This window comes from Cellulomonas sp. Root137, assembly GCF_001426725.1.
GTDB lineage: Bacteria > Actinomycetota > Actinomycetes > Actinomycetales > Cellulomonadaceae > Cellulomonas.
The window spans coordinates 147,849-169,795 of sequence record NZ_LMFG01000002.1; the positions used below are offsets into that span (position 1 = coordinate 147,849).

Annotated in this window: 22 protein-coding genes; 11 read left to right on the plus strand and 11 right to left on the minus strand. The window is 73.5% G+C overall.

Annotated features, from left to right (window positions below):
• Positions 1 to 22: 22 nt before the first annotated feature.
• Genes ASD18_RS13130 through ASD18_RS13145 form a run of 4 tightly spaced genes read right to left on the minus strand, consistent with a single transcriptional unit; the run spans position 23 to position 4,575 of the window.
• Positions 23 to 1,489, minus strand: a complete 1,467-nt coding sequence (locus tag ASD18_RS13130; protein ID WP_056092594.1) for a PQQ-binding-like beta-propeller repeat protein — start codon at positions 1,487 to 1,489, stop codon at positions 23 to 25.
• A 14-nt stretch (positions 1,490 to 1,503) separates the two neighbouring features.
• Positions 1,504 to 2,352, minus strand: coding sequence for an ABC transporter permease (locus ASD18_RS13135; RefSeq protein WP_056092597.1), 849 nt, complete (start codon positions 2,350 to 2,352; stop codon positions 1,504 to 1,506).
• Positions 2,339 to 3,337 (minus strand): ABC transporter ATP-binding protein, encoded by a 999-nt coding sequence (locus ASD18_RS13140; RefSeq protein WP_082574035.1) that lies wholly within the window; start codon positions 3,335 to 3,337, stop codon positions 2,339 to 2,341. The genes ASD18_RS13135 and ASD18_RS13140 overlap by 14 nt, the downstream gene beginning before the upstream one ends.
• A complete protein-coding gene (locus ASD18_RS13145; RefSeq protein WP_082574037.1) occupies positions 3,334 to 4,575 on the minus strand; it encodes a hypothetical protein in 1,242 nt (413 codons plus the stop codon). The genes ASD18_RS13140 and ASD18_RS13145 overlap by 4 nt, the downstream gene beginning before the upstream one ends.
• An 83-nt stretch (positions 4,576 to 4,658) precedes the next feature.
• Here ASD18_RS13145 and ASD18_RS13150 point away from each other — a divergent pair, with 83 nt between their 5' ends.
• From ASD18_RS13150 to ASD18_RS13160, 3 genes are all read left to right on the plus strand, one after another.
• On the plus strand, positions 4,659 to 5,312 hold the full coding sequence (locus tag ASD18_RS13150; protein ID WP_056092605.1) for a response regulator transcription factor: 654 nt from the start codon (positions 4,659 to 4,661) through the stop codon (positions 5,310 to 5,312).
• A gap of 74 nt (positions 5,313 to 5,386) precedes the next feature.
• Positions 5,387 to 6,631 (plus strand): ATP-binding protein, encoded by a 1,245-nt coding sequence (locus tag ASD18_RS13155; protein WP_235522392.1) that lies wholly within the window; start codon positions 5,387 to 5,389, stop codon positions 6,629 to 6,631.
• Positions 6,632 to 6,682: 51 nt separating this feature from the next.
• A complete protein-coding gene (locus ASD18_RS13160) occupies positions 6,683 to 7,225 on the plus strand; it encodes a DUF1992 domain-containing protein (protein WP_056093606.1) in 543 nt (180 codons plus the stop codon).
• Positions 7,226 to 7,228: 3 nt separating this feature from the next.
• Here the strand turns inward: ASD18_RS13160 and ASD18_RS13165 are convergent, their stop codons facing one another.
• The 4 genes from ASD18_RS13165 to ASD18_RS13180 all read right to left on the minus strand — a co-directional run bounded on the left by ASD18_RS13165 (position 7,229) and on the right by ASD18_RS13180 (position 10,480).
• Complete coding sequence (locus tag ASD18_RS13165) at positions 7,229 to 7,456, minus strand: hypothetical protein (protein ID WP_056092607.1); 228 nt, start codon at positions 7,454 to 7,456, stop codon at positions 7,229 to 7,231.
• A gap of 45 nt (positions 7,457 to 7,501) precedes the next feature.
• Positions 7,502 to 8,998: a DHA2 family efflux MFS transporter permease subunit gene (locus ASD18_RS13170; protein WP_082574039.1), complete on the minus strand. Its 1,497-nt coding sequence runs from the start codon at positions 8,996 to 8,998 to the stop codon at positions 7,502 to 7,504.
• 127 nt (positions 8,999 to 9,125) lie between these two features.
• Complete coding sequence (locus ASD18_RS13175; RefSeq protein WP_056092610.1) at positions 9,126 to 9,461, minus strand: YciI family protein; 336 nt, start codon at positions 9,459 to 9,461, stop codon at positions 9,126 to 9,128.
• An 83-nt stretch (positions 9,462 to 9,544) separates the two neighbouring features.
• Entirely contained in the window at positions 9,545 to 10,480 is a 936-nt protein-coding gene (locus tag ASD18_RS13180; protein WP_369817295.1) for a DNA-3-methyladenine glycosylase, read from the minus strand.
• A gap of 38 nt (positions 10,481 to 10,518) precedes the next feature.
• Between ASD18_RS13180 and ASD18_RS13185 the strand changes: the two genes are divergently transcribed.
• The gene (locus ASD18_RS13185; protein WP_056092614.1) at positions 10,519 to 11,406 is read left to right on the plus strand and encodes a DUF72 domain-containing protein; all 888 of its coding nucleotides are present in this window, start codon (positions 10,519 to 10,521) and stop codon (positions 11,404 to 11,406) included.
• On the opposite strand, the gene ASD18_RS13190 is transcribed toward ASD18_RS13185, so the two are convergent.
• Positions 11,393 to 11,761, minus strand: a complete 369-nt coding sequence (locus tag ASD18_RS13190; protein ID WP_082570996.1) for an RNA-binding S4 domain-containing protein — start codon at positions 11,759 to 11,761, stop codon at positions 11,393 to 11,395. The genes ASD18_RS13185 and ASD18_RS13190 overlap by 14 nt on opposite strands.
• 155 nt (positions 11,762 to 11,916) lie before the next feature.
• On the opposite strand from ASD18_RS13190, the gene ASD18_RS13195 reads away from it, so the two are divergent.
• A complete protein-coding gene (locus ASD18_RS13195) occupies positions 11,917 to 13,023 on the plus strand; it encodes a GDSL-type esterase/lipase family protein (RefSeq protein WP_056092617.1) in 1,107 nt (368 codons plus the stop codon).
• A 124-nt stretch (positions 13,024 to 13,147) separates the two neighbouring features.
• On the opposite strand, the gene pgi is transcribed toward ASD18_RS13195, so the two are convergent.
• A complete protein-coding gene (gene pgi / locus ASD18_RS13200; protein WP_056092620.1) occupies positions 13,148 to 14,818 on the minus strand; it encodes a glucose-6-phosphate isomerase in 1,671 nt (556 codons plus the stop codon).
• 126 nt (positions 14,819 to 14,944) lie between these two features.
• Between pgi and ASD18_RS13205 the strand changes: the two genes are divergently transcribed.
• The 4 genes from ASD18_RS13205 to ASD18_RS13220 are packed head-to-tail and all read left to right on the plus strand — an operon-like array spanning position 14,945 to position 18,047.
• The gene (locus ASD18_RS13205) at positions 14,945 to 15,304 is read left to right on the plus strand and encodes a hypothetical protein (RefSeq protein WP_235522393.1); all 360 of its coding nucleotides are present in this window, start codon (positions 14,945 to 14,947) and stop codon (positions 15,302 to 15,304) included.
• The gene (locus ASD18_RS13210; RefSeq protein ID WP_056092623.1) at positions 15,301 to 16,230 is read left to right on the plus strand and encodes a PfkB family carbohydrate kinase; all 930 of its coding nucleotides are present in this window, start codon (positions 15,301 to 15,303) and stop codon (positions 16,228 to 16,230) included. Before ASD18_RS13205 ends, ASD18_RS13210 begins: the two co-directional genes overlap by 4 nt.
• 27 nt (positions 16,231 to 16,257) lie before the next feature.
• Positions 16,258 to 17,397 (plus strand): sensor histidine kinase, encoded by a 1,140-nt coding sequence (locus tag ASD18_RS13215; RefSeq protein WP_056092625.1) that lies wholly within the window; start codon positions 16,258 to 16,260, stop codon positions 17,395 to 17,397.
• Complete coding sequence (locus ASD18_RS13220; protein ID WP_056092627.1) at positions 17,394 to 18,047, plus strand: response regulator transcription factor; 654 nt, start codon at positions 17,394 to 17,396, stop codon at positions 18,045 to 18,047. Before ASD18_RS13215 ends, ASD18_RS13220 begins: the two co-directional genes overlap by 4 nt.
• On the opposite strand, the gene ASD18_RS13225 is transcribed toward ASD18_RS13220, so the two are convergent.
• Complete coding sequence (locus ASD18_RS13225) at positions 18,023 to 19,075, minus strand: LLM class flavin-dependent oxidoreductase (RefSeq protein WP_056092629.1); 1,053 nt, start codon at positions 19,073 to 19,075, stop codon at positions 18,023 to 18,025. The two genes, ASD18_RS13220 and ASD18_RS13225, sit on opposite strands and share 25 nt — an antisense overlap.
• A gap of 173 nt (positions 19,076 to 19,248) precedes the next feature.
• Between ASD18_RS13225 and ASD18_RS13230 the strand changes: the two genes are divergently transcribed.
• Both ASD18_RS13230 and ASD18_RS13235 read left to right on the plus strand, forming a co-directional pair.
• Entirely contained in the window at positions 19,249 to 20,424 is a 1,176-nt protein-coding gene (locus ASD18_RS13230; RefSeq protein WP_056092632.1) for an ROK family transcriptional regulator, read from the plus strand.
• 86 nt (positions 20,425 to 20,510) lie between these two features.
• Complete coding sequence (locus tag ASD18_RS13235; protein WP_056092634.1) at positions 20,511 to 21,839, plus strand: extracellular solute-binding protein; 1,329 nt, start codon at positions 20,511 to 20,513, stop codon at positions 21,837 to 21,839.
• Positions 21,840 to 21,947: the final 108 nt, after the last annotated feature.

The window sequence follows — 21,947 nt, forward strand, 5'->3', positions numbered from 1 at the left end:
CTTCTGCCCTGAGCGGACGCGATCAGCCGAGCTCGACCTGCTCGTCGCTCGCGGAGTCCCGACCGACCAGCGTCCGGCCGAGCGCACCCACCTCGATCACCCCGTCGGGGTAGGGCGCCCGGAACACCTCCTCGCCGCTCGCCGGGTCGTACGCGACGAGGGCGGGCACGCCGCTCGTGCCCGTGCGTTCGGCCGCGGCGAGGATGTGCTCGCCGTCCGTGAGCAGGTTCGACAGCGCGAGCCCGACCCGCTCGTCGCTGCGCCAGAGCTCGCGACCGGAGCGTCCGTCGATCGCGACCACCTCGCGGTCGCTGGTGGCATACACCCGGCCGCGCACGACCAGCGCGTTCGTCGTGGACCGCACGTCGGTGGTCCACCGCGTGGCGCCCGTGGAGGCGTCGTAGGCGTGCACCGAGCTGTCGGCGGTCAGCAGCAGGCCAGGCACGCTCCCGTCGTCGACACCGACCTCGAGCAGCATCCCGTCGACCTCCAGGTCGGTGGCCGGGTCGGCGCCGCTGACGACGACCGACTGCGACGTGCCGTCCGAGGCCTGGGCGAACAGGGTCACCGTGGCCCGGCGGGGGTCGCTGTTCCATCCTCTGCCCTGGCTCGCGTCGCCGGGTGCGGCGATGCCGCTGCGGACGACCGCGCCGTCCGAGGACAGCAGCGTGAGCTCTCCGCCCGCGTCGGTGAGCGCGACCAGGTCACCCAGGCGGAACATCTCCGACATCTGGCGGGTCGTCGACCTGGCCTCGTGCGTCCACAGCGCGCGCCCGGACAGCGGGTCGTAAGCCGTGACGACCTGCCCGTCGTCGCTCTGGGCATCCACGACCGCGACGGGCCCGGGGAGCGCCACGACGCCGTACCCGTCCCGCAGCGGCCATCGAGCGAGCACCGACCCGTCGGCGGTGTCGAGGACCACGATGTCGGTGGTCGTCGTCGGCAGCGCCTCGCCGCTCTGGCCCGTGCTCGACACGACCCGGCCGCCGTCCGTGACCAGGCACACCACGTGGTCGGCGTCGCCGGTCCCGACGCCCGACGCCTCATCCGTCGCGCAGGTGCTGTCGAAGTACACCTGCGACGAGGTCTCGAGTCCGGCCGGCGCGTCGAGCAGCGGAGTCGTCCACCCCTGCCCGTCGTCGGCCGGCTCGAACCACTGGTAGCTCTGTGCGCCGTCCGCGCCACGGTCGAGGACCCCGTACGCCTCACCGGCCAGTGCGACGGTGTCCTGCGGCGTCAGGACGCGCACCACGTCCAGCGACTCGTCCACGTGCCCGATCACGCCGGGTACCTGCGCGAGCCGCGCCACGGCGGCGTTCTCGCGCGCGGTCATGACCCACTGCGTCACGCCCAGCGCCAGCGCGACCACCGCGACGACGCCCACCAGCCACACCCGCCCGCGTGATCCGCGGGGGTCGGTCGGCAGCGCGTCGTCCGGCACGGCCGAGTCGTGCAGCTCGACTTCTTGCACGTCGCCCCGTCGTCCCATGGCGGGACACTACGTCAGCTCGACACGTCCGCCGTGGTGAACCGGCTCCACGCCAGCGCCCCGAAGATCGCCACCCACGCGGCCTGCAGCGCGAGTCCTTGACCGAGCACCCCCCAGTCGGGCTCCAGCCGCAGGAACTCCGCGAAGTCGAGCCAGTGGTGGGTGAGCAGGGCGGGAGCGATCGTCGCGAGCTGCGGGAGCTGGTCGAGGACGCCGCAGACGATCGCTGTGACGACGGTCGCGGCCATCGCGCCGACGGGCACCTCGGTGAGCGTCGAGAAGAACAGCCCGACCGCCACCAGCCCGGTCATGGAGAGCCCGACGTAGACGACGACCGCGGCCACGCGCAGGATCCCGTCGCCCAGGGGCACGGTGGTCCCGGAGAGCAGGGTGATGCCGCGCAGGCCGAAGAACGCCGCCCCCGCCACCACCCCGACGATCGCGATGGCCGTCACTGCCGAGGCGGCGAACGCGAGCGCTCCGACGGCCTTGACCGCGAGCAGCCGGCCCCGCGCCACGGGCACGGTCAACAGGTAGCGCAGGGTGCCGGCCGACGCCTCGCCGGCGATGGCGTCGCCCGAGGCGATCCCGATGGTCAGCGGCAGCAGGAACGGCAGGCACAGGAACAGGGACGCGATGACGAGGAACAGGCCGTTCCCGGTGACCCGCCCCACGAACCCCGGGCCCTGGCCGTCCAGCGCGGTGTCCTGGGTGAGGAACAGGACGGTGCCCAGCAGCAACGGCACCAGCGACAGCCCGACCAGCAGGACGATGTTCCGGCGGCGGCCCAGGACCAGGCGCAGCTCGGAGCGGACGAGCCGGAGCAGTGAGCCCCGCCGGGGTGCGACCTCAACGAGCGACATCGAAGCCCTCCCCGGTCAGCTCGACGAAGATCTGCTCGAGGTTCGGTCGGCGGACCTCGAGTCCCAGCAGGTCGACGCCGGCGTGGACGAGCGCGGCGGACACCTTCTCGGGCGGCACCGCCCCGAGCAGCGCCGACACGGTGTGGCCGGCCGTCTGGACGTCGGTGAGCCCCAGCCCGGTGAGCACCTCCGCGGCCGCGCCGACGTGGTCCGCCGACGTCTGCAGGGACAGCCGTGGAAGGCCGCGCCCGGTGAGCTCGGCGCGGTCGCCCTGCAGGAGCAGGTGGCCGCCGCTCATGATCCCGACGTGCGAGCACACCTGCTCGATCTCGGCCAGCAGGTGCGACGAGACCAGCACGGTCGTGCCGTGGTCGGCGAGCTCGCGCACGAGGTTGCGCACCTCGCGGGTGCCCTGCGGGTCCAGGCCGTTGGTCGGCTCGTCGAGCACCAGCAGCTCGCGCGGCCGCAGCAGTGCCGCGGCCAGGCCCAGGCGCTGCTTCATGCCGAGCGAGTACTGCCGGTACGGCTTCGCGGCCGCGGCGGCCAGCCCGACGCGCTCCAGGGCCTCGTCGGCACGCTGCCGGGCCGTCCGCGGGTCCGCCGTCGCGTCGCTCGCGTCGAGCCGACCGAGGTTCGCCCGCCCGGTCAGGTACGGGTGGAAGGCCGGGCCCTCGACGAGCGCTCCGACGCGGGGCAGCACCTCGGCGCCGGCCTCGGGCATCGCGCCGCCGAGCAGGTGCGCGCGACCGCTGGTCGGCCGCACCAGGCCGAGGAGCATCCGGATCGTCGTCGTCTTGCCCGAGCCGTTCGGGCCGATGAACCCGTACACCGCGCCGCGGGGGACGCGCAGGTCGATCCCGGCGACGGCCACCTGCCCGGAGCGGAACCGCTTGGTCAGCCCGTCGGTCCGGATGGCCAGGTCGGCGTCCTCGGACGCGACCGGAGCCGCACCCGAGGGCGCGGCTCCGGTCGGCCGATCGGTCACTGGGCCGCCAGGGCCTGGAGCGTCGCGCCGGGCACCGCGCCGGCCAGCACGCGGCCGTCGTCGGTGATCAGCACGGACAGCAGCGCGGAGGACAGGAGCCGGCCCTCGGGCACGGGCTTCGTCAGCGTGTCGTACAGCGCGGTGGTGTCGAGGTCACCCATCGGCGAACCCGAGCCCTCCTCAGGCACGAACTCGGCATACAGGTCCGCGGCCCCCTTCGAGCCGAACGTCTTGTCGACGCCGGGCAGGTTGGCGGCGGCCGCCGGGTCACCGGCCACCAGGGCCGCGACGTCGAGACCGGACGCCTGCACGACGGTGTCCCAGCCGGTACCGGTGATGGTGACGCCCTCGGGCAGCTCCTTGTCCTCCGGCGCAGTGGTCGCCTCGGTCGGCGTCTCGGGCAGCGGCACGACGACGTCGCGGGTCGAGGACCCGGCCGGGGCGGAGAACGCGAGGACCGAGTCGGCGGGCGTCGCGAACGACACGTCGGTGAAGCCGATCTCCAGGGCAGGCGTCTCGGTGTCGGTCTTGCTCCACACCTGCACGCGCAGCGGGGTCGAGGTCGTGGCGTCCACGGCCACCACGATCCTCCCCACCAGGGTGGTGTCGCTCGTCGGCGTCACCACCAGCTGGTACGCGGCGCGTCCCGCGACCTCGGTCTGCGAGTCCAGCGTCACCGTCGAGGACGTCCGGGCCAGCCCGACCGCCTGGCGTCCGGCCTCCTCGGGCGTGGGCAGGTCGCTCTGCACCGGCAGGTCGCCGGCCTCAGCCTGCTCCTGGAGCGTCTCGAACCTCGCCTGGTCCGCCGCGCTCAGGCTGTAGTGCACGACCGCGTCGTCCGTGCTCGAGTACGTCCACGCCTCCGGCCCGTCCTGCACGACGGAGTACTCCGACGTGGGACCGAGCAGCGCCACACGCGACCGCTGGTCGCCGTCGGACCACACCCGCATGGTCGAGCTGCCGCCGAGCAGGTTGATGGGGTCCGCGCCGGCGACCGCGCCGAACGGGATCTCCGGCAGCCCCAGCCGCGCGGTGTAGACGACCGTGCCGGACAGCGGCGACGGCTCGGCGCTCGCCACCTGCGCGGCCAGCTCCTCGGGGGTGATGGTCGGCAGGCCGTCGTCGCCGGCGGACGCGAACAGCGGCGGGGCGACGAAGGCCATCCCCACGGCGACTGCGGCGACGACCGGGACCGTCCAGCGGGCTCGGGGCGAGAGGGTGCGACGGGACTCGTTCATGGCTCCACTGTGCATCGTCCCTGCTGAGGGCATGCTGAGAGTGCGAGGGCACCCGCGTCGGCTGTGGATGCGATGCTCAGGACATGCGAGTGCTGGTGGTCGATGACGAGCGTGGGCTCGTGCGCGCCCTGCACCGGGGCCTGACCGCCGAGGGCTTCGCGGTCGACGTCGCGTACGACGGGGAGCGCGGGCTCGAGCTGGCCTCCGAGGACGGGTACGACGCGATCGTGCTCGACGTGATGCTCCCGCGGCGCAACGGCTACGACGTCGTCACCGAGCTGCGGGCGCGCGACGTGTGGACGCCGGTCCTCATGCTCAGCGCCAAGGACGGCGAGTACGACGTGGCCGACGGGCTCGACGTCGGCGCCGACGACTACCTGACCAAGCCGTTCGCGTTCGTCGTCCTGGTGGCCCGGCTGCGCGCCCTGCTGCGCCGGCAGGGCACGGTGCGTCCGCCCGTGCTCACGGTGGGCGACCTCGCGCTGGACCCCGCGACGCGACGGGTGACCCGCGCGGGCGAGACCGTCCCGCTGACCACTCGGGAGATCGCGCTGCTCGAGTACCTCATGCACCACGCCGACCGGGTGGTCGGCAAGGTCGAGCTGCGCGACCACGTCTGGGACGGCACCGGCGAGGACGTGAACGTCGTCGAGGTCTACGTGGGCTACCTGCGCCGGAAGCTGGGCCGGGACGTGGTCGAGACGGTGCGCGGGGCCGGCTACCGCGTGGCCGGCTGACCGTGGCGGACGGGGTGCGTCGGGGCGCCTCCCTGCGTCTGCGACTGACCCTTCTGGCCTCGGGGGCGGTCTGCGTGGCGCTCGTCGTCGGGGCCGTCGCGCTCACCACCGTGCTGCGCAGCACGCGCGTCGACGCCCTCGACCAGGTGGTGCGCGACCGCGCGACGACGGTGGCCGCGCTCGCCGCCGACGACCGGCTGCCCGAGACCCTGCCTGTCGAGGAGCCCGGCGAGATCGTGCAGCTGATCGACGCCGACGGTGCCGTGCTGGCCACCTCCCCGAACGCCAGCCGCACGCTGCCCGTGCTGACGCCGGACGTCCTGGCGGGCCTCGGGTCCACGAGCACGCAGCAGACCGCGTACGACGACGCTGCGCGGGTCGCGGTGCGCGCGACGACGTACGGCGAGGAGCCTGTCACCGTCGTCGCCACCGTGCCGCTGACCGAGGTGCAGGGCGTGCTGGACGCGCTGCGGCTCGCGCTCGTGGTCGTCGTGCCGCTGCTCACCGTGGCTCTGGGGGTCGGGGTCTGGCTCATCCTCGGTCGCGCGCTGCGACCGGTCGAGGAGCTCCGTCGCGGCGCCGCGCTGGTGGCCTCCTCGGGCGGTCCGGGCTCGCTGCCCGTGCCCGCGCGCGACGACGAGCTGGGCGCGCTGGCCCGGACGCTCAACTCGATGCTGGACCGCCTCGAGGCCGGGGCCGCCCGGCAGCGGGCGTTCGTCGCCGACGCCGCCCACGAGCTGCGTTCCCCGCTCGCGTCCCTGCGCACCACCATCGAGGTCGCCCGGGCGCACCCCGGCTCGTACGGGACCGACGAGCTCGCCCGGGACCTCGAGGTCGAGGTGCTCCGGATGCAGGCCCTCGTCGACGACCTGCTCCTGCTCGCCCGCGTGGGCTCGTCGCCGCTGGTGCACGACGAGCTCGACCTGGGTGCCGTCGCCCGCGACGTGGTGCGCCCGGGCGGGCCGGTGGCGGTCACGGTCACCGGGTCGGGGCAGGCGCGCGGCGACGCGGCCGCGGTCGGTCGGGTGCTGCGCAACCTGGTCGACAACGCCGTGCGGCACGCGGTCGACCGGGTCGACGTGGTGGTGGCCGACGGCAGCGTGCGGGTCGACGACGACGGCGCGGGGGTGGCGCGGGCCGACCGCGAGCGGGTGTTCGAGCGGTTCGTGCGGCTCGACGAGGCACGCGAGCGGGATGCCGGCGGCAGCGGGCTCGGGCTGGCGATCGCCCGGGAGATCGCGCGGGAGCAGGGCGGCGACGTGGTGCTGGGCGACGCCGACCTCGGCGGCCTGCGGGCTGAGCTGCGGCTGCCCGGCTGACGACTCGCGGCTGGCGTCGTAGCGTGGAGCCGACGACCCCCGGAGGTGACGATGCCCGAGCACGACCCGGTGCGCGACGCCGCCCGGTACCGCGTGGGGCGAGACCGGAAGCCCGACGAGACGGAGCCGGAACGTCCGCCCGGCCGGATGGAGGACCGGCACCTGTGGGTCGACGTCGTGATCGACCAGGCCATCGCCCGCGGGGAGTTCGACGACCTGCCCCTGGCGGGCAAGCCGATCCCCGGCATCGGAGCCCAGCACGACCCCGACTGGTGGCTCAAGGCGCTCATCGAGCGCGAGCAGATCTCCGGCGTCCTGCCCGAGGCCATCCAGCTGCGCAAGGACGACGCCGTGCTCCAGGAGCGGCTGGACCGCCTGCACGGCGAGGCCGACGTGCGCGCGGCCGTGGAGGAGTTCAACGCCCGGATCGTCTCCGCGCGACGTCAGCTGCTCGGCGGTCCGCCCGTGGTCACGCCGCTGCGCGACGTGGAGCTCGAGGTGCGGCAGTGGCACGTCCGACGGCAGCCGCCGCCTGCCCCGCCCGTCGAGCCCGCCCGGCCGCAGCGCAGGTGGCGCCGCCGGCCGTCACCCTGAGCCTCAGCGGTCCTCGAGGGCCGGGAGGATCGTCGTCGGGATCGCGAACGCGAGCGTGATGGACAGGATGCCGCCGGCGAACACCCAGATGCCCCAGTCCCCGACGTTGAACGCGACGGCGAACAGGGCGAGACCCACCAGGAACAGCAGGGCGGGGAAGACGACGCTGAGCATGCGACCGGGCGTGCCCGACCCGTCGTCCTCGCGACGCTCGATCACCGGGTAGCTCATGGACGTCCTCCTGCGGGGTCTGTCGACGCTGGGCCTCCAGCGTAGTCAGTGCGCCAGGACCTCCGCCGTCTCGTCCGCCTCGACCCCGTGCGAGGACGGGGCGGCCCGGACGAAGAACGCCGCCGGGATGGCGACCAGCGAGATGACCGCGCCGACCAGGAACGCCGCGTGGATGCCACCCGCGGTCGCGTCGACCACCCCCGCACCGCCGGCCGCCAGGGTCGCGCTCTGCGCGGTCAGCACGGTGACGAACAGGGCCGTCCCGGCCGCCCCCGCCACCTGCTGCACCGTGCCGACCATCGCGCTGCCGTGCGAGTACAGGTGCATCGGCAGCGAGCCCAGGGCGGAGGTGAACAGGGGCGTGAACATCAGGGCCAGGCCCGCGCTGAGCAGCACGTGGCAGGCGAGCATGAGCCAGGGGGAGCTCGTCGCGGTCAGGAGCGTGAACCCCCAGGCGCTCGCGCTCACGACGACCGCGCCGGGGACCAGCAACGGCCGCGGGCCGAACCGGTCGTAGGCGCGGCCCACGCTCGGCGCCAGCAGACCCATGATCAGGCCGCCGGGCAGCAGCAGGAGCCCGGTCTGCAGCGCCTCGAGGCCGAGGACCGTCTGCGCGTAGAGCGGCACCAGGATCAGGGTGCCGAACAGCGACATCATGCTGATCGCCATCACGCCGACCGAGATGGTGAACGTGGACGACGAGAGCGTCCGCAGGTCCAGCAGCGCGTCGTCGATCTTCTGCAGCTGCAGCTGGCGCCAGACGAAGACGACGAGCGCAACCGCGCCGGCCCCGAGCGAGACCCAGGTGGTCGTGGTGATGCCGGTGGTGGCGACGGCGCCGAGCCCGCTCAGCCCGTACACGATCCCGCCGAACGCGACGGCCGACAGGATCACCGACGCGATGTCGACCCGTGCACGGCGGGTCTCCGTGAGGTTGGGCAGCTGCACCGCCCCGAGCGCGAGCGAGCCGAGCGCGATCGGCAGGACGAGGGCGAACAGCCACCGCCAGTCGAGCACGCTGAGCACGAGCCCGGAGATGGTGGGGCCGATCGCGGGCGCCACGGAGATGACGATGGAGATGTTGCCCATGGTGCGCCCGCGGCTGGCCGGCGGCGTGACGGTCATGACGGTGGTCATGAGCAGCGGGAGCATGATCGCGGTGCCGCTGGCCTGCACCACGCGCCCGACGATGAGCGCGTCGAACCCGGGGGCCAGCGCGCAGATCGCGGTGCCCAGGCTGAACAGAGTCATCGCGGCGAGGAACGTGGTGCGCGTGGTGAACCGCTGGATCACGAACCCGGTCACCGGGATGACGATCGCCATGGTGAGCATGAACGCCGTGGTCACCCACTGCGCGGTGCTCGCGGGGATGCTCAGGTCCTCCATCAGGCGCGGGAGCGCGACGCCCATCACGGTCTCGTTGAGGATGACGACGAACGTCGAGGTCAGCAGCAGCCGGACGGCGAGGCGGTCGCGCGCGCCGGTCCCGGTGCCCGCGTCGTCCGCGGGTGGTCGGGTGGTGGTCAGGGTCTCGTCGGTCACAGCGGTACCTCGGGTGTGGGAGGGAAGGGTGTGGCGCAGCCGACGGGGTCGGCGCGGACGGTAGGCACAGTGTGTGCGGGGCGACCCCTCGGGGTCGACGTATTTCGCTCTGAGAAGACGCCGGGGTTCAGAGCTCGAGCGGCCAGAACGGGCGGACCTCGATGCGGCCGAACCGGGCCATGGGGTGAGCCGCCGCGCGGTCGAGCGCCTCGTCGAGGTCGGCGCACTCGAGCACGTCGAACCCGGCGATGCTCTCCTGCGTCTCGGCGAACGGGCCGTCGGTCACCAGCAGCTGCCCGGAGCGCACCCGCACGGTGCGGGCGTCCTCCGCCGGCCGCAGCCGGTCGCCCAGCACGCTCAGGCCGCGGCGGTCGTTCTCCGCGACCCAGTCGACGATGTGGTCGTCCTCGGGGCGGTAGGGCTCGGCCGTCGGGTCGTCGCAGACGAGCAGCAGGTAGCGCATGGGTCCTCCAGGTGGTGGTCGGTCCGTCATCAGGTGGACGATCCTGCGGGGCCCGGATCGACACGATCCGGCGAGCAGTTTTCCTAGTGCAGCGGCCGGGCCCGCGGCATGCGTGGTCCGAACCGGGGCGCGTCGGCGGTCTGGGTGAGCTCGATGAGGCGGATGACGCGCTGCCGGTGACCGGCCCACGGCTCGAGCAGTCGCAGCATGCCGGCGTCGTCGGTGCGCCGACCCGTCAGCGCCCAGCCCACCAGGTGCGCCAGGTGGTAGTCGCCGACGGACACCGCGTCGGCGTCGCCCAGCGCCCGGGACGCGACCTCGGCGACCGTCCAGGGGCCGATGCCTCGCACGGTGAGCAGGCGGCGACGTGCCTCCTCGAGCGGCAGGTCCGCGCCCTCCTGCAGACGCCTCGCCACCGTCGCGGCCCGCAGCACGGTGCCCGCCCGGGCCTCCTCGACGCCGGCGCGCCGCCAGTCCCAGACCGGCACCGCGCGCCATGCCTCCGCCGTCGGCGGCACCCGCAGCGTGGGCGGCGCCGGCCCGGGAGCGACCGTGCCGTGCTGCAGGACGAGCCGGCGCCACGCTGCCTTGGCGTCGAGCCCGACCACCTTCTGCTCGAGCACCGCCGGGACGAGCGCCTCGAGCACGTTGCCCGACCGCGGGATCCGCAGCCCGAGCCGCGTGCGGTAGGCCTCGCGCACGACGGGATGCAGGGACGGGTCGAACCCGCTCGGGTCGTCGCGCGCCCCCAGGAGGTCAGGGACCCCGGCCAGCACGCGCTCGGCGCCGGGTCCCCACGCGGTGGCGTGGATGCCGTCGCGCCGGACAGCCAGGTGCAGGGTCGCGGGACCGTCCGGCGTCGAGGTCGCCTGCCAGAGCGATCCGTCGGGGGAGGTCGCCCAGGCCGGGTCGCCGCCGCCGCGCCGCAGCGGACCGAGCGTCAGCCGCACGTCCACGGGTGCGCGCGGCCGGTAGACGGACGCGCGCCACGACTCGTCGTCGGCCGGCGCGGGGATCACGCCACCACTATGCGCCGTACCGCCGACAGACTGACCCCATGACCATCCGCACCGGCATCTCCGGCTGGCGCTACCCGCCGTGGCGCAAGGTGTTCTACCCGGCGGCGCTGCCGCAGCGGCGCGAGCTCGAGTACGCGTCCCGGCAGCTCTCGTCGATCGAGATCAACGGGTCGTTCTACGCGCTCCAGCGACCGGAGAACTACGTGAGCTGGGCCGCCGAGACGCCGGACGACTTCGTGTTCTCCGTCAAAGGCCCGCGGTTCGTCACGCACATGAAGAAGCTGGCGGACGTCCGGGTGCCCGTGGCGGGCTTCCTGGCCAGCGGCGTGCTCGCCCTCGGCCCGAAGCTGGGGCCGATCCTGTGGCAGCTGCCCCCGACGCTCGGCTTCGACGCGTCACGGCTCGCCGCGTTCTTCGACCTCCTGCCGCGCACCACCGCGGACGCGGCACGCCTGGCCACCGAGCACGACGAGCGCCTGGACGGCCGGGCGTGGACGACGACCGACGCCGACCGGCCCCTGCGGCACGTGCTGGAGGTCCGGCACGCGACCTTCGAGACCCCGGCGTTCGTCGAGCTGCTCCGGGAGCACGGCATCGGGCTCGTGGTCGCGGATGCCGCCGGTCGGTGGCCGGTGATCGAGGACGTCACGGCCGACCTCGTCTACATCCGGCTGCACGGCGAGACCGAGCTCTATGCCAGCGGGTACGACGACGATGCGCTCGACCTGTGGGCGGCGAAGATCCGCGAGTGGGCGGCGGGCGGTGAACCCGCCGGAGCGCGCACGCTCGCCGGCCCCGCCGCACCCGTCGACGGTCGCGACGTGTTCGTCTACTTCGACAACGACCTCAAGGTCCGGGCGCCGTACGACTCCATGGCGCTCGCGGCGAGGCTGGGGATCTCGGCGGCCCCCGTCAGCGGCCCTTGAGGCGCTGGATGAGCCGGCGGTCGCGCTTGGTGGGGCGGCCCGCACCGCGGTCGCGCTCGCCGGGGACCACGTGCTCCTTGGGCAGCGGCGCGGGGGAGCGGTCCAGGTAGCAGGCGACCGCCACCGGCGCGCCGACGCGCTTCACCACGGTGCGCTGCACGACGACGATGCGCTCGCGCTCACCACCGCGAACGTGCACCTCGTCGCCGGGGACCACCATCGTCGCGGGCTTCGCCCGGTCGCCGTTGACCCGCACGTGACCGGCCCGGCACGCGGCCGCGGCGGCCGACCGGGTCGGGAACAGTCGCACCGCCCAGGTCCACGCGTCCACGCGCGCCCGCGTCACCTCAGCCACCCGACGAGCCTCTCACGCTGGGTCGGACGCGCCGCGGCCGTGGACGGCGTCGAACCGGTTCCGCGGCGAAACGATTCGCCGCCCTCCGCACGCGTTCGGCGACCAGCACCCTGCGAGGTGGCGGGCGCCTGCTCGCGGACGCGACGGAGGACCCGATGACGACCACGCTCGTGCGCCGACTGGCCGGCGCGATCGCCGCCCTGGCGCTCCTGGTGACCGGCGCGCTGTCGCTGGCCGGACCGACGGTCGCCGCCGACCCCGTCCGGATCATGACCCTCGGCGACTCGATCACCGGCTCGCCCGGGTGCTGGCGGGCGCTCCTGTGGCAGAAGCTGCAGCAGACCGGCTACACGAACATCGACATGGTCGGCACGCTCCCGGCGCAGGGCTGCGGGATCACCTACGACGGCGACAACGAGGGCCACGGCGGGTTCCTCGTCACCAACGTCGCAGCGTCGAACCAGCTGGTCGGCTGGCTGTCCGCCACGCACCCGGACATCGTCGTCATGCACTTCGCCACCAACGACGTGTGGAGCAACAAGAGCCCGCAGGAGATCCTCGCCGCCTGGACGACCCTCGTGCAGCAGATGCGGGCGAGCACGCCGACCATGAAGATCCTGGTGGCCCAGATCATCCCGGTGGCGCCGCCGAGCTGCGCGGACTGCCCGCAGCGGACGGTCGCGCTCAACGCCGCGATCCCCGCGTGGGCCGCGGGCCTGAGCACCGCGGCGTCCCCGATCACCGTCGTCGACCAGTGGACCGGCTGGAACCCCGCCACCGACACGTCCGACGGCGTGCACCCGAACGAGGCGGGCATCGTCAAGCTCGCCGACCGGTGGTACCCGGCGCTCACAGCCGCGTTGAACGGCACGACGCCGACGCCGACCCCGACGGTCACCCCGACCCCGACTCCCACACCGACGGCCACCCCGACGGTCTCACCGTCACCCAGCCCGACGTTCACGATGCCCCCCGCGGGCGGCTGCACGGCCACCTACACGGTCGTCAGCCAGTGGCCGGGCGGGTTCGTCGCCAACCTCCGGGTGGCCAGCCGACTGCTGCCGATCACGAGCTGGCACGTCACGCTGCAGCTGCCGAGCGGCACCGTCGCCAACGCGTGGAGCTCGCAGCCGACGACCTCCGGCACCACGACGACGTTCGCCAACGCTCCGTGGAACGGCTCGCTCCCGGCCGGCGGCTACACCGAGTTCGGCTTCCAGGGCACGGGCAGCCCGACCCCGGCGACGGTCGGCTGCTGGTAGGTGGACCGTCGTCGAACGCGCGGCGCGCTTCGCGTCCTGAGCTCCCGGGCGTCACCGCGGCTCGCGTGAAGACTTCGTTGCGCTGGACGTGACGAAGTCTTCACGCGAGGGCGTGCCGCCGTCGTCAGGCGCGCAGCTCGAGGTACTTGCTGATCAGTGCGTGCGTCGACGGGTCCTGCGCGGCCAGCGCCGCGGCGTCGCCCTGGACCGCCGGGGCGATCTCGAGCGCGAGCTTCTTGCCCAGCTCCACGCCCCACTGGTCGAACGAGTCGATGCCCCACACGACGCCCTGCACGAACGTGATGTGCTCGTAGAGCGCGATGAGCTGGCCGAGGACGCTCGGCGTGAGGGACGCGGCGAGGATCGAGGTCGTCGGGCGGTTCCCGGAGAACACGCGGGCGGCCACGATGTCCTCGGCGGTCCCCTCGGCACGGACCTCGTCGGCGGTCTTGCCGAACGCGAGCGCCTTGGTCTGCGCGAAGAAGTTGGCCAGGAACAGCCCGTGCACGTCGACTCCACCGTCGGTCAGCGGGTGCGCCGGGTTGGCGACCGCGATGAAGTCGGCGGGGATGAGCCGCGTGCCCTGGTGGATGAGCTGGTAGAACGCGTGCTGGCCGTTGGTGCCGGGCTCGCCCCAGAACACCTCGCCGGTCTGCGTGGTCACGGGCGTGCCGTCCCAGCGGACCGACTTGCCGTTGGACTCCATGGTGAGCTGCTGCAGGTAGGCCGCGAAGCGGTGCAGGTACTGGGCGTACGGGAGGACCGCGTGCGTGTGCGCGCCCAGGAAGTTGACGTACCAGACGTTCAGCAGGCCCATGAGGACGGGCACGTTCTGCGCGAACGGCGTGGTCGCCACGTGCTCGTCGATCGCGTGGAAGCCCGCCAGGAACTCGCGGAACGCCTCGGGGCCGACGGCGATGGCCAGCGAGGTGCCGATGGTCGAGTCGACGGAGTACCGGCCGCCCACCCAGTCCCAGAAGCCGAACGCGTTGGTGGGGTCGATGCCGAACGCGGCGACCTTGTCGAGGGCCGTGGAGACCGCGACGAAGTGCTTGGCGACGGCCGCGTTGCGGGACTCGTCGTCGTCGGCGGTGCCCAGCTGCTCCCAGAGCCAGGTGCGGGCCAGGCGCGCGTTGGTGAGCGTCTCCAGGGTGCCGAACGTCTTGGACGCGACGATGAACAGCGTGGTCGTCGGGTCCAGGCCCTTGACGGTCTCCGCGAGGTCGCTCGGGTCGATGTTGGAGACGAACCGCACCTCGAGGCCGTCCTGCACGTACGGCTTGAGCGCCTCGTACGCCATGACCGGACCCAGGTCGGAGCCGCCGATGCCGATGTTCACGACGGTGCGCACCCGCGCACCGGTGACGCCGGTCCACTCGCCGGAACGCACCTTGTCGGCGAACGCGAACATCTTCGTGAGCTCGGCCTGCACGTCGGTGTCGATGTCCTGCCCGTCCACGACGAGCGGGGGCTGCGCGCCCGCGGGACGGCGCAGGGCGGTGTGCAGGACCGCGCGGTCCTCGGTGACGTTGATGTGGTCCCCGCGCAGCTGGGCCTGCAGGTGGGCGGCCAGGCCGACCTCGTCGGCCAGCTGCGTGAGCAGGGCGAGCGTCTCGTCGGTGACCAGGTTCTTCGACAGGTCGACCGTGAGGTCGGCGAGCGGGAGCGTGAGGCGGGTGGCGCGCTCGGGGTCGTCCGCGAACCAGCCGCGCAGGTCGGGCGTCAGCGTCGACTCGTGGACGGAGAGCTCCTGCCAGGCGGCGGTGGCGGTGGCGTCGATGGGCGGGGTGGGCACGGCGGGCTCCTGGGGTCAACGAGAGGGATCGCGGTCGATGCGCTCCCCACCACCGTAGGGGGCGTTCGGGACAGGGTGCACGGGACGTCCGTCCGGGGCGACGCCGGCCGCGAATAGGGTGTCGACGTGCCGACCGAGCCCCGCACCGCACCCCGCCGCGAGCGTCTGAGACCGCGGGGGCCGGTCCCCGCGATCCCGACCGCCGCCCTCGCCGCGGCGACCCTCGTCGCCGCCTTCGCAGTCGCGCAGCTGTCCGACGTCCGGGCGCTCGGCGGCGCGCTCCTGGTCGCCGGGGTCGCGTGGTGCGTGTGGCGGTCGGTGCACGTCGCCGGGTGGCTCCGGGTCGCGGCCGTGGTCCTGGTCGGCGCGGTCTGCTTCGTCGGCGCGCACCTGCTCAGCCCGGCGATCGGACCGTGGCCCGCCGTGCTCCTGTCGGCGCTGGTGCTCGGCGTCGTCACGTGGGTGCTCACCGACACCCGGTCATGAGGACCCCACCGCTTCTCGTGTGCTGCGGGCTGGCGACGCTCGACGTCGTGCAGGTGGTCGACCACGTCCCCGCCCCGGACGAGAAGCTGGTCGCCGGCGACCTGGACGTGTCGTTCGGCGGACCCGCGGCGAACGCGGCCGCCACCGCCGTCGCGCTCGGCGTCCCCGCGGTCCTGGTGACCGCGCTCGGCGCCGGCCCGGTGGCCGACCTGGTGCGCGCGGGGCTCGTCGCCGCGGGGGTCGAGGTGGTCGATCTCCTGGCCGGCCGTCCCGGGTCGCCCGCCGTGTCCACCGTGCTGGTCACGCGGTCCACGGGGGAGCGCGCGGTCGTCTCCGTGAACGCCACGGGGGCGGGTGACCTGCGCGGAGCGGCCGACGCGGTCGTCGACCAGGTGCTCGCCCGCGCGACTGCCGTGCTCGTGGACGGGCACCACCTGGGTGCCGCGCGGGTGGTCGCCGCCGCCGCGCACACGCGCGGCATCCCTGTCCTGCTCGACGGGGGCAGCTGGAAGCCGGGGCTGGAGGCGCTGATCGCCCACGTCGACCACGCGGTCCTGTCCGCGGACCTCGCGTTCCCCGGGGTTGCGGGCGACGGGGTGCTCGACGCGGTCGCGGAGCTCGGCCCAGGGTTCGTCGCGCAGTCAGCGGGCGGGGGACCGGTGCGTATCCGTGCGACGAGCGCGGACGGTGTGCGGACGTCGTCCGTCCTGCAGCCGCCGGACGTGCCCGCGTCGGAGGTCGTCGACACCCTCGGGGCCGGTGACGTGCTGCACGGCGCGACCGCGGCCGCCCTCGCCCGGGGAGTGGATGTCCGCGCGGCGCTGGCGGAGGGGGTGCTCCGGGCGAGCGAGTCGGTGCGCCACCGCGGTGCGCTCGGCTGGGCCTCGGGTCCGAGGGGGTCCTCGACCGTTCGGCCGAGCCGCTGAGCAGCGCCGATCCCTAGGCTGCGAGACATGATCCCCGCCCTGCGTCCCCTGTGGACCGCCCCCCGAGCGCCCGGCGCGCCCGCGCGGGTGTGGCGGGACTGGGTGCTCGTCGGCCTCCTGGTGCCGACCGCGGTCCTGGAGGCCGTGCTGCGTCCGGACGTCCTGTGGCGCCCGCTCGCCCTGGCCGTCACGCTCCTGATCGTCGTGTCCCTGCTGTGGCGGCGGACCCACCCGCTGGCCGCGGTGGCGGGGGTGTTCGGCACGCTGGCCGTGGTCGACGTCGTGGTCCTGGTGGGCGGGGCGGGTGAGCTCGCGCTCTACACCTCGGTCTGCGTCCTCCTTCTGCCCTACGCACTGTGCCGGTGGGGGAGCGGTCGTGAGGTCATGCTCGGGCTGCCGCTCGTCGTGGTCAGCGCGGCCCTGGGGATCGCCGGCACCTACACGGGGGTGCCGGACGCGATCCTCGAGCTCCTGTTCGTCCTGTCGCCCGGCGCCATCGGGGCCGGGGTCCGGGCGGGCGCCGGCTCCCGGCTGCGGGAGCGGGAGCAGGTGCGGGTGCGCGAGCGGGAGCAGCTGGCGCGGGAGCTGCACGACACGGTGGCGCACCACGTGTCGGCCATCGCGGTGCGTGCTCAGGCGGGTCGTGTGGTGGCCGCGGTCGACCCGGCGGCCGCCGTCGACGCGCTCCGGGTCATCGAGGCGGAGGCGTCTCGTGCCCTGACGGAGATGCGCCTCATGGTCGGCGCGCTGCGTGACGACGGCGCCGCGGACCTCACGCCGCAGCGCGGGGTGGCCGACATCGAGCGGTTGGCTCGCGCGGTGATTGGCCCGCCGCGCGTGGAGGTCGAGCTCTCTGGGGACCTCGACGACCTGCGGCCGGCGGTGGGCGCCGCCCTGTACCGGCTCGCCCAGGAGTCGGTGACCAACGCCGTCCGGCACGCCCGGCACGCGTCGCAGGTCACGGTCCGGGTCGCTGCCGACGACGAGCGCGTCCGCCTCACCGTCGCGGACGACGGTGAGCTGCAGGGCCGCGGCGCCACCGGGTACGGGATCGTCGGCATGACGGAGCGCGCCACGCTCCTGGGCGGCACGCTCGACGCGGGCCCCGGTCCGGATCGCGGCTGGACGGTGGCCGCGGTGCTGCCCCGGGCGGGGGCGGCCGCATGACGATCCGGGTGCTGGTCGCGGACGACCAGGAGATCGTCCGCACCGGCCTGGCGATGATCCTCGACGCGCAGCCCGGGATCGAGGTGGTGGGCCAGGCCGCCGACGGTCGCCAGGCGGTCTCGCTGGCGCGCCAGCTGCGTCCGGACGTCTGCCTGTTCGACATCCGGATGCCGGAGATGGACGGCATCGAGGCCACCCGCCGGCTCGCCGGCCCCGACGTCGTGGACCCGCTCGCGGTGGTGGTGATCACGACGTTCGACCTGGACGAGTACGTGCACGGCGCGCTCAAGGCCGGTGCTCGGGGCTTCCTGCTCAAGGACGCCGGACCGGAGCTGCTGGTCCAGGCCGTGCACGCGGCAGCGGCCGGGGACGCGCTGATCGCCCCCAACGTCACCGTGCGGCTGCTCGCGACGTTCGCGGCCGCCGGGTCCCGCGCCCGGGTGGCTCAGCCGATCGCCCCGCTCACCGGGCGCGAGGAGGAGGTGCTGGTCACGGTCGCGCGCGGGAGGACCAACGCCGAGATCGCCGACGAGCTGCACATCAGCCTGAGCACCGTGAAGACGCACCTCGGCAGCCTCATGGACAAGCTCGCCGCCCGGAACCGCGTCGAGCTGGCGATGTGGGCCTACGAGTCGGGCCGGATGGACTGACCCAAGGCCTCGCGCACCAGGGGAGCGACCTGCGTCCCCAGCAGCTCGATGGAACGCAGCGACTCCTTCTGCGGCACCCCGGACAGGTCCATCTGGAACGCCTGCCGGTCGTGGTGCAGCACGCCGTGCAGGGCCACGATCCGCTCGGCGATCTGCTCGGGCTCGCCGATGAAGTACGCGCCGCCGCGCGCCGCCTGGGACTCGTACGAGATCCGGTTGGGCATCGGGAATCCGCGTTCCGACGAGATCCGACGCATGGACTCGAACCAGTACGGGTAGAAGTAGTCGCGCGCCGCCTTCCCGTCGTCGGCGACGAACCCCATCCCGGCCACGGACACGAACCGCGCGGACTCGTCGTGCCCGGACTGCTCGTGGGCGCGCCGGTACAGGTCCACCAGCGGCGCGAACGAGGCGGGCTGGCCGCCGATGATCGCGTAGCTGATGGGCAGCCCGAGGACTCCCGCGCGGACCGACGACTGCGGGTGGCCGCCGGTCGCGACGGCGATGCGCAGGTGCTCGCCGAAGGGGCGAGGGAGCACCAGAGCGTCGTCGAGGGCCGGCCGGAACCGCCCCTGCCAGGTGATCCGCTCGGCCTCGTCGAGCTTCAGGAGCAGCTGGATCTTCTCGTCGTACAGCTCGTCGTAGTCGTCGAGGGAAGCGCCGAAGAGGGGGTAGGACTCGATGAACGAGCCGCGGCCGGCGAGCAGCTCGACGCGGCCCTCGGAGAGCAGGTCCATGGTCGTGAACTGCTGGTACACCCGCACGGGGTCCTCGGTGGAGAGCACGGTGACGGCGCTCCCGACGGTGATCCGGGACGTCTGCGCGAGCGCGGCCGCGATGACTGTCGACGGCGACGAGATGGCGTAGTCGGGGCGGTGGTGCTCGCCGATGCCGACGTAGTCGAGGCCGACCTCCTCGGCCAGCCTCACCCGTTCGAGCACCTCCCGGATCCGCTGACCGGGGGAGACCCGCGCCCCGCTGACGGGATCGGGGTGGACGTCACCGAACGTGTACAGGCCGAGTTCCATGTCCGTGCGAACGCATGGACCTCATCGCCTGTTCCGCGCGTTCCCGCTGGTCACGTTGAATCGTTTCCGCGCTAGTCATCCCATGAGTCAGGCGGGTGAACGTCCGGTCACGATGTGGTCACGGTCACAATCCAGGCTTGACGCAGATTTGTAAGGAAGGTCTACTAACAAACGTGACGGCAACAACGCAGCCCCTCGCGGCAGCACACGGAGTCGGTCGGGCGCTGCGCCCGACGGGCAAGGTGCTGCCGGAGCACGCGCGTGCCCACAACCGGTCGCTGGTGCTCGCGCACCTCTTCCACATCGGGCCGGCGTCCCGCGCCGACATCGCGCGCAGCACAGGACTGACCCGCGTCACGGTGTCGGGGATGGTCGCCGCGCTGATCGCCGAGGGGCTGGTCGAGGAGCTGGGCGTCCGCGTCGAGGGGAAGGTCGGCAAGCCGGCCACGCTCGTCGGGATGCGGACCGAGGCGTTCCAGATCGTCGCCGTGGACCTCACCGACGACACGCACCTGCTGGGTGCCGTGCTCACGCTCGTCGGCGCCGTCGTCGTCCGCCGGTCGGTCGCCCTCGAGGGTCGCACCGGCCAGCCCGCCGCCGAGCTGCTCGAGAGCCTGTGCCGGGAGCTGCTGGCGGCCGCGACCCGTCCGGTCATCGGCGTCGGCATCGCCTCGCCGGGCGTCATCGACCTCGACGGCACGGTCGTCCAGGCGCCCAACCGTGGCTGGTACGACCTGCCCCTGGCGGCGAACCTCACCGAGAGCCTGGGCGTCCCGGTGCACGTGGCCAACGACGCCAACACCCGCGCGCTCGGCGAGTTCACCTACGGCTCCGCGGCGGGCTCCGGCTGCATGGTCCTCACCATCGGTGAGGGCGTCGGCGCCGGCATCGTCGTGGACGGCGCGCTCGTGCTCGGCCGGCACCACGCGGCCGGCGAGATCGGGCACGTCACGGTCGTGGACGGCGACGCGCGCGACGAGCCGCCGCTGGACTGCGCCTGCGGCCGCACCGGCTGCCTCGAGACCGTGCTGAGCGTCCCGGCCCTGCGCCGCCGGACCGCCGGTCTCACCCCCGAAGAGTCCGACGCCGCCCTGGCGTCGGTCGGACGGCTGCTGGGCATCGCCCTGGCACCCGTCGTCAGTGCGCTCGACCTCGCGGAGGTCCTGCTCTCCGGCCCCCCGGAGCTGCTGGACGGTCCTCTGCGCGAGTCGGCGCTGGCCACCGTCCGCGCACGCACGATGCCCGTCATCGGGCACGGACTGGCACTGCGGATGGGATCCCTCGACGAGGACGGGGCTCTCGCTGGCGCGGCAGTCCTGGTCCTGTCAGGCCAGCTGGGGGTCTCGTGACGACCCCCAGCCGGCCCACTGCAGGTCGGAAGAACCACCCGGCGGCGCCGTCCGGCGCACGCCTCGCTCACGGGAGGAACCCCAACGTGAAGATCCTACGTTTCGCGGCCGTCGGCGTGGCGGCCGCGCTCACGCTCACCGCCTGTGGCACCGGCGACGACGCCGGCGACACGCCGAGCGCGAGCAACGGCACGCCCGAGCCCGCCACGATCAAGCTGTGGCTCAACGGCACGGACACTCCCGACGCCCTGCGTGAGTACCTGGTCACGACGTTCGAGACGGAGAACCCCGGTTCGAAGCTCGTCATCGAGGAGCAGGACTGGAGCGGCCTCGTGCCGCGTCTCCAGACGGCGCTCGGCTCGGCCGACCAGACGCCCGACGTCGTCGAGATCGGCAACACGCAGTCGCCGACCTTCACCTACGCCGGCGCCTTCGCCGACATCACGGACATGTACGACGAGCTCGGCGGCGAGAAGCTGCTGCAGGGCTTCGTCGACGCCGGCAGCGCGGACGGCAAGTTCTACGCCGCCCCGTACTACTCCGGTGCGCGTGCCGTGTTCTACAACAAGGACGCGTTCGCCGCGGCCGGCGTCGAGGTCCCCACGACGCTCGCCGACTTCACCGAGGTGGCCAAGAAGCTGCAGTCCGACACCCAGTCGGGCTTCTGGTTCCCCGGCCAGGACTGGTACAACGGCGCCGCCTGGATCTACACCAACGGCGGTGACCTCGCGGTCAAGGACGGCGACGCCTGGAAGGGCGCGCTCTCCTCGCCGGAGTCGATCAAGGGTCTCGAGGAGGTCCAGGACCTCTTCGCGAACGCGACGAACGCCCCGGCCGACAGCGACTCCAACGAGCCGTGGGTCCCGTTCAACGCCGGCCAGTCGGCCATGTTCTCGGCGCCCACCTGGGCGCGCTGGAGCATCGACCTGCCCGCCTGCAACAAGGCCGTCGACCCGGACGACACGTCCGACGCGGCCAAGGCCCTGCGCGGCGAGCAGCAGGCCTGCAACGAGGAGCACACCGGCGTCTTCCCGCTGCCGGGCCTGGACGAGGGCTCCTTCGCGAACGGCTTCGCGGGCGGCTCGAACATCGCCGTCGCCGCGAAGTCCAAGCACCCGGAGCTGGCCAAGAGCCTCGTGCGGATCATCTTCACCGAGGAGTTCCAGAACATGCTCGGCGAGAACGGCCTGATCCCGGGCAACACGGCGTACTCCGCCTCGATGGGTGACGACGTGTACGCCGCGGCTGCCGTCGCTGCCGCGCTCAACGCCAAGCTCACGCCGGCGGCCGAGAAGTGGGCCGACGTCGAGGGTGACCGCATCCTGGAGGACTTCTTCCAGAAGCTCGCGACCGGTGCGGACGTCAAGGAGGCTGCCGCCGAGACGGACCAGCTCCTCGAGGACGCACTGAACTGATCACGGCACCGGCCGGTCGCGTCCCCGACGCGACCGGCCGGGACCGGACCAGGTGATCCCGGTGCAGTCGGGCCTGCCGTCGCAGGCCGGCCCGGCTGCGCCACCAGA

Coding starts and splice junctions, on each gene's coding strand:
- ASD18_RS13130 (WP_056092594.1), bottom strand. CDS start 1,489: ATGGGACGACGGGGCGACGTGCAAGAAGTCGAGCTGCACGACTCGGCC.
- ASD18_RS13135 (WP_056092597.1), bottom strand. CDS start 2,352: ATGTCGCTCGTTGAGGTCGCACCCCGGCGGGGCTCACTGCTCCGGCTC.
- ASD18_RS13145 (WP_082574037.1), bottom strand. CDS start 4,575: ATGAACGAGTCCCGTCGCACCCTCTCGCCCCGAGCCCGCTGGACGGTC.
- ASD18_RS13150 (WP_056092605.1), top strand. CDS start 4,659: ATGCGAGTGCTGGTGGTCGATGACGAGCGTGGGCTCGTGCGCGCCCTG.
- ASD18_RS13160 (WP_056093606.1), top strand. CDS start 6,683: ATGCCCGAGCACGACCCGGTGCGCGACGCCGCCCGGTACCGCGTGGGG.
- ASD18_RS13165 (WP_056092607.1), bottom strand. CDS start 7,456: ATGAGCTACCCGGTGATCGAGCGTCGCGAGGACGACGGGTCGGGCACG.
- ASD18_RS13175 (WP_056092610.1), bottom strand. CDS start 9,461: ATGCGCTACCTGCTGCTCGTCTGCGACGACCCGACGGCCGAGCCCTAC.
- ASD18_RS13185 (WP_056092614.1), top strand. CDS start 10,519: ATGACCATCCGCACCGGCATCTCCGGCTGGCGCTACCCGCCGTGGCGC.
- ASD18_RS13195 (WP_056092617.1), top strand. CDS start 11,917: ATGACGACCACGCTCGTGCGCCGACTGGCCGGCGCGATCGCCGCCCTG.
- ASD18_RS13210 (WP_056092623.1), top strand. CDS start 15,301: ATGAGGACCCCACCGCTTCTCGTGTGCTGCGGGCTGGCGACGCTCGAC.
- ASD18_RS13215 (WP_056092625.1), top strand. CDS start 16,258: ATGATCCCCGCCCTGCGTCCCCTGTGGACCGCCCCCCGAGCGCCCGGC.
- ASD18_RS13220 (WP_056092627.1), top strand. CDS start 17,394: ATGACGATCCGGGTGCTGGTCGCGGACGACCAGGAGATCGTCCGCACC.
- ASD18_RS13225 (WP_056092629.1), bottom strand. CDS start 19,075: ATGGAACTCGGCCTGTACACGTTCGGTGACGTCCACCCCGATCCCGTC.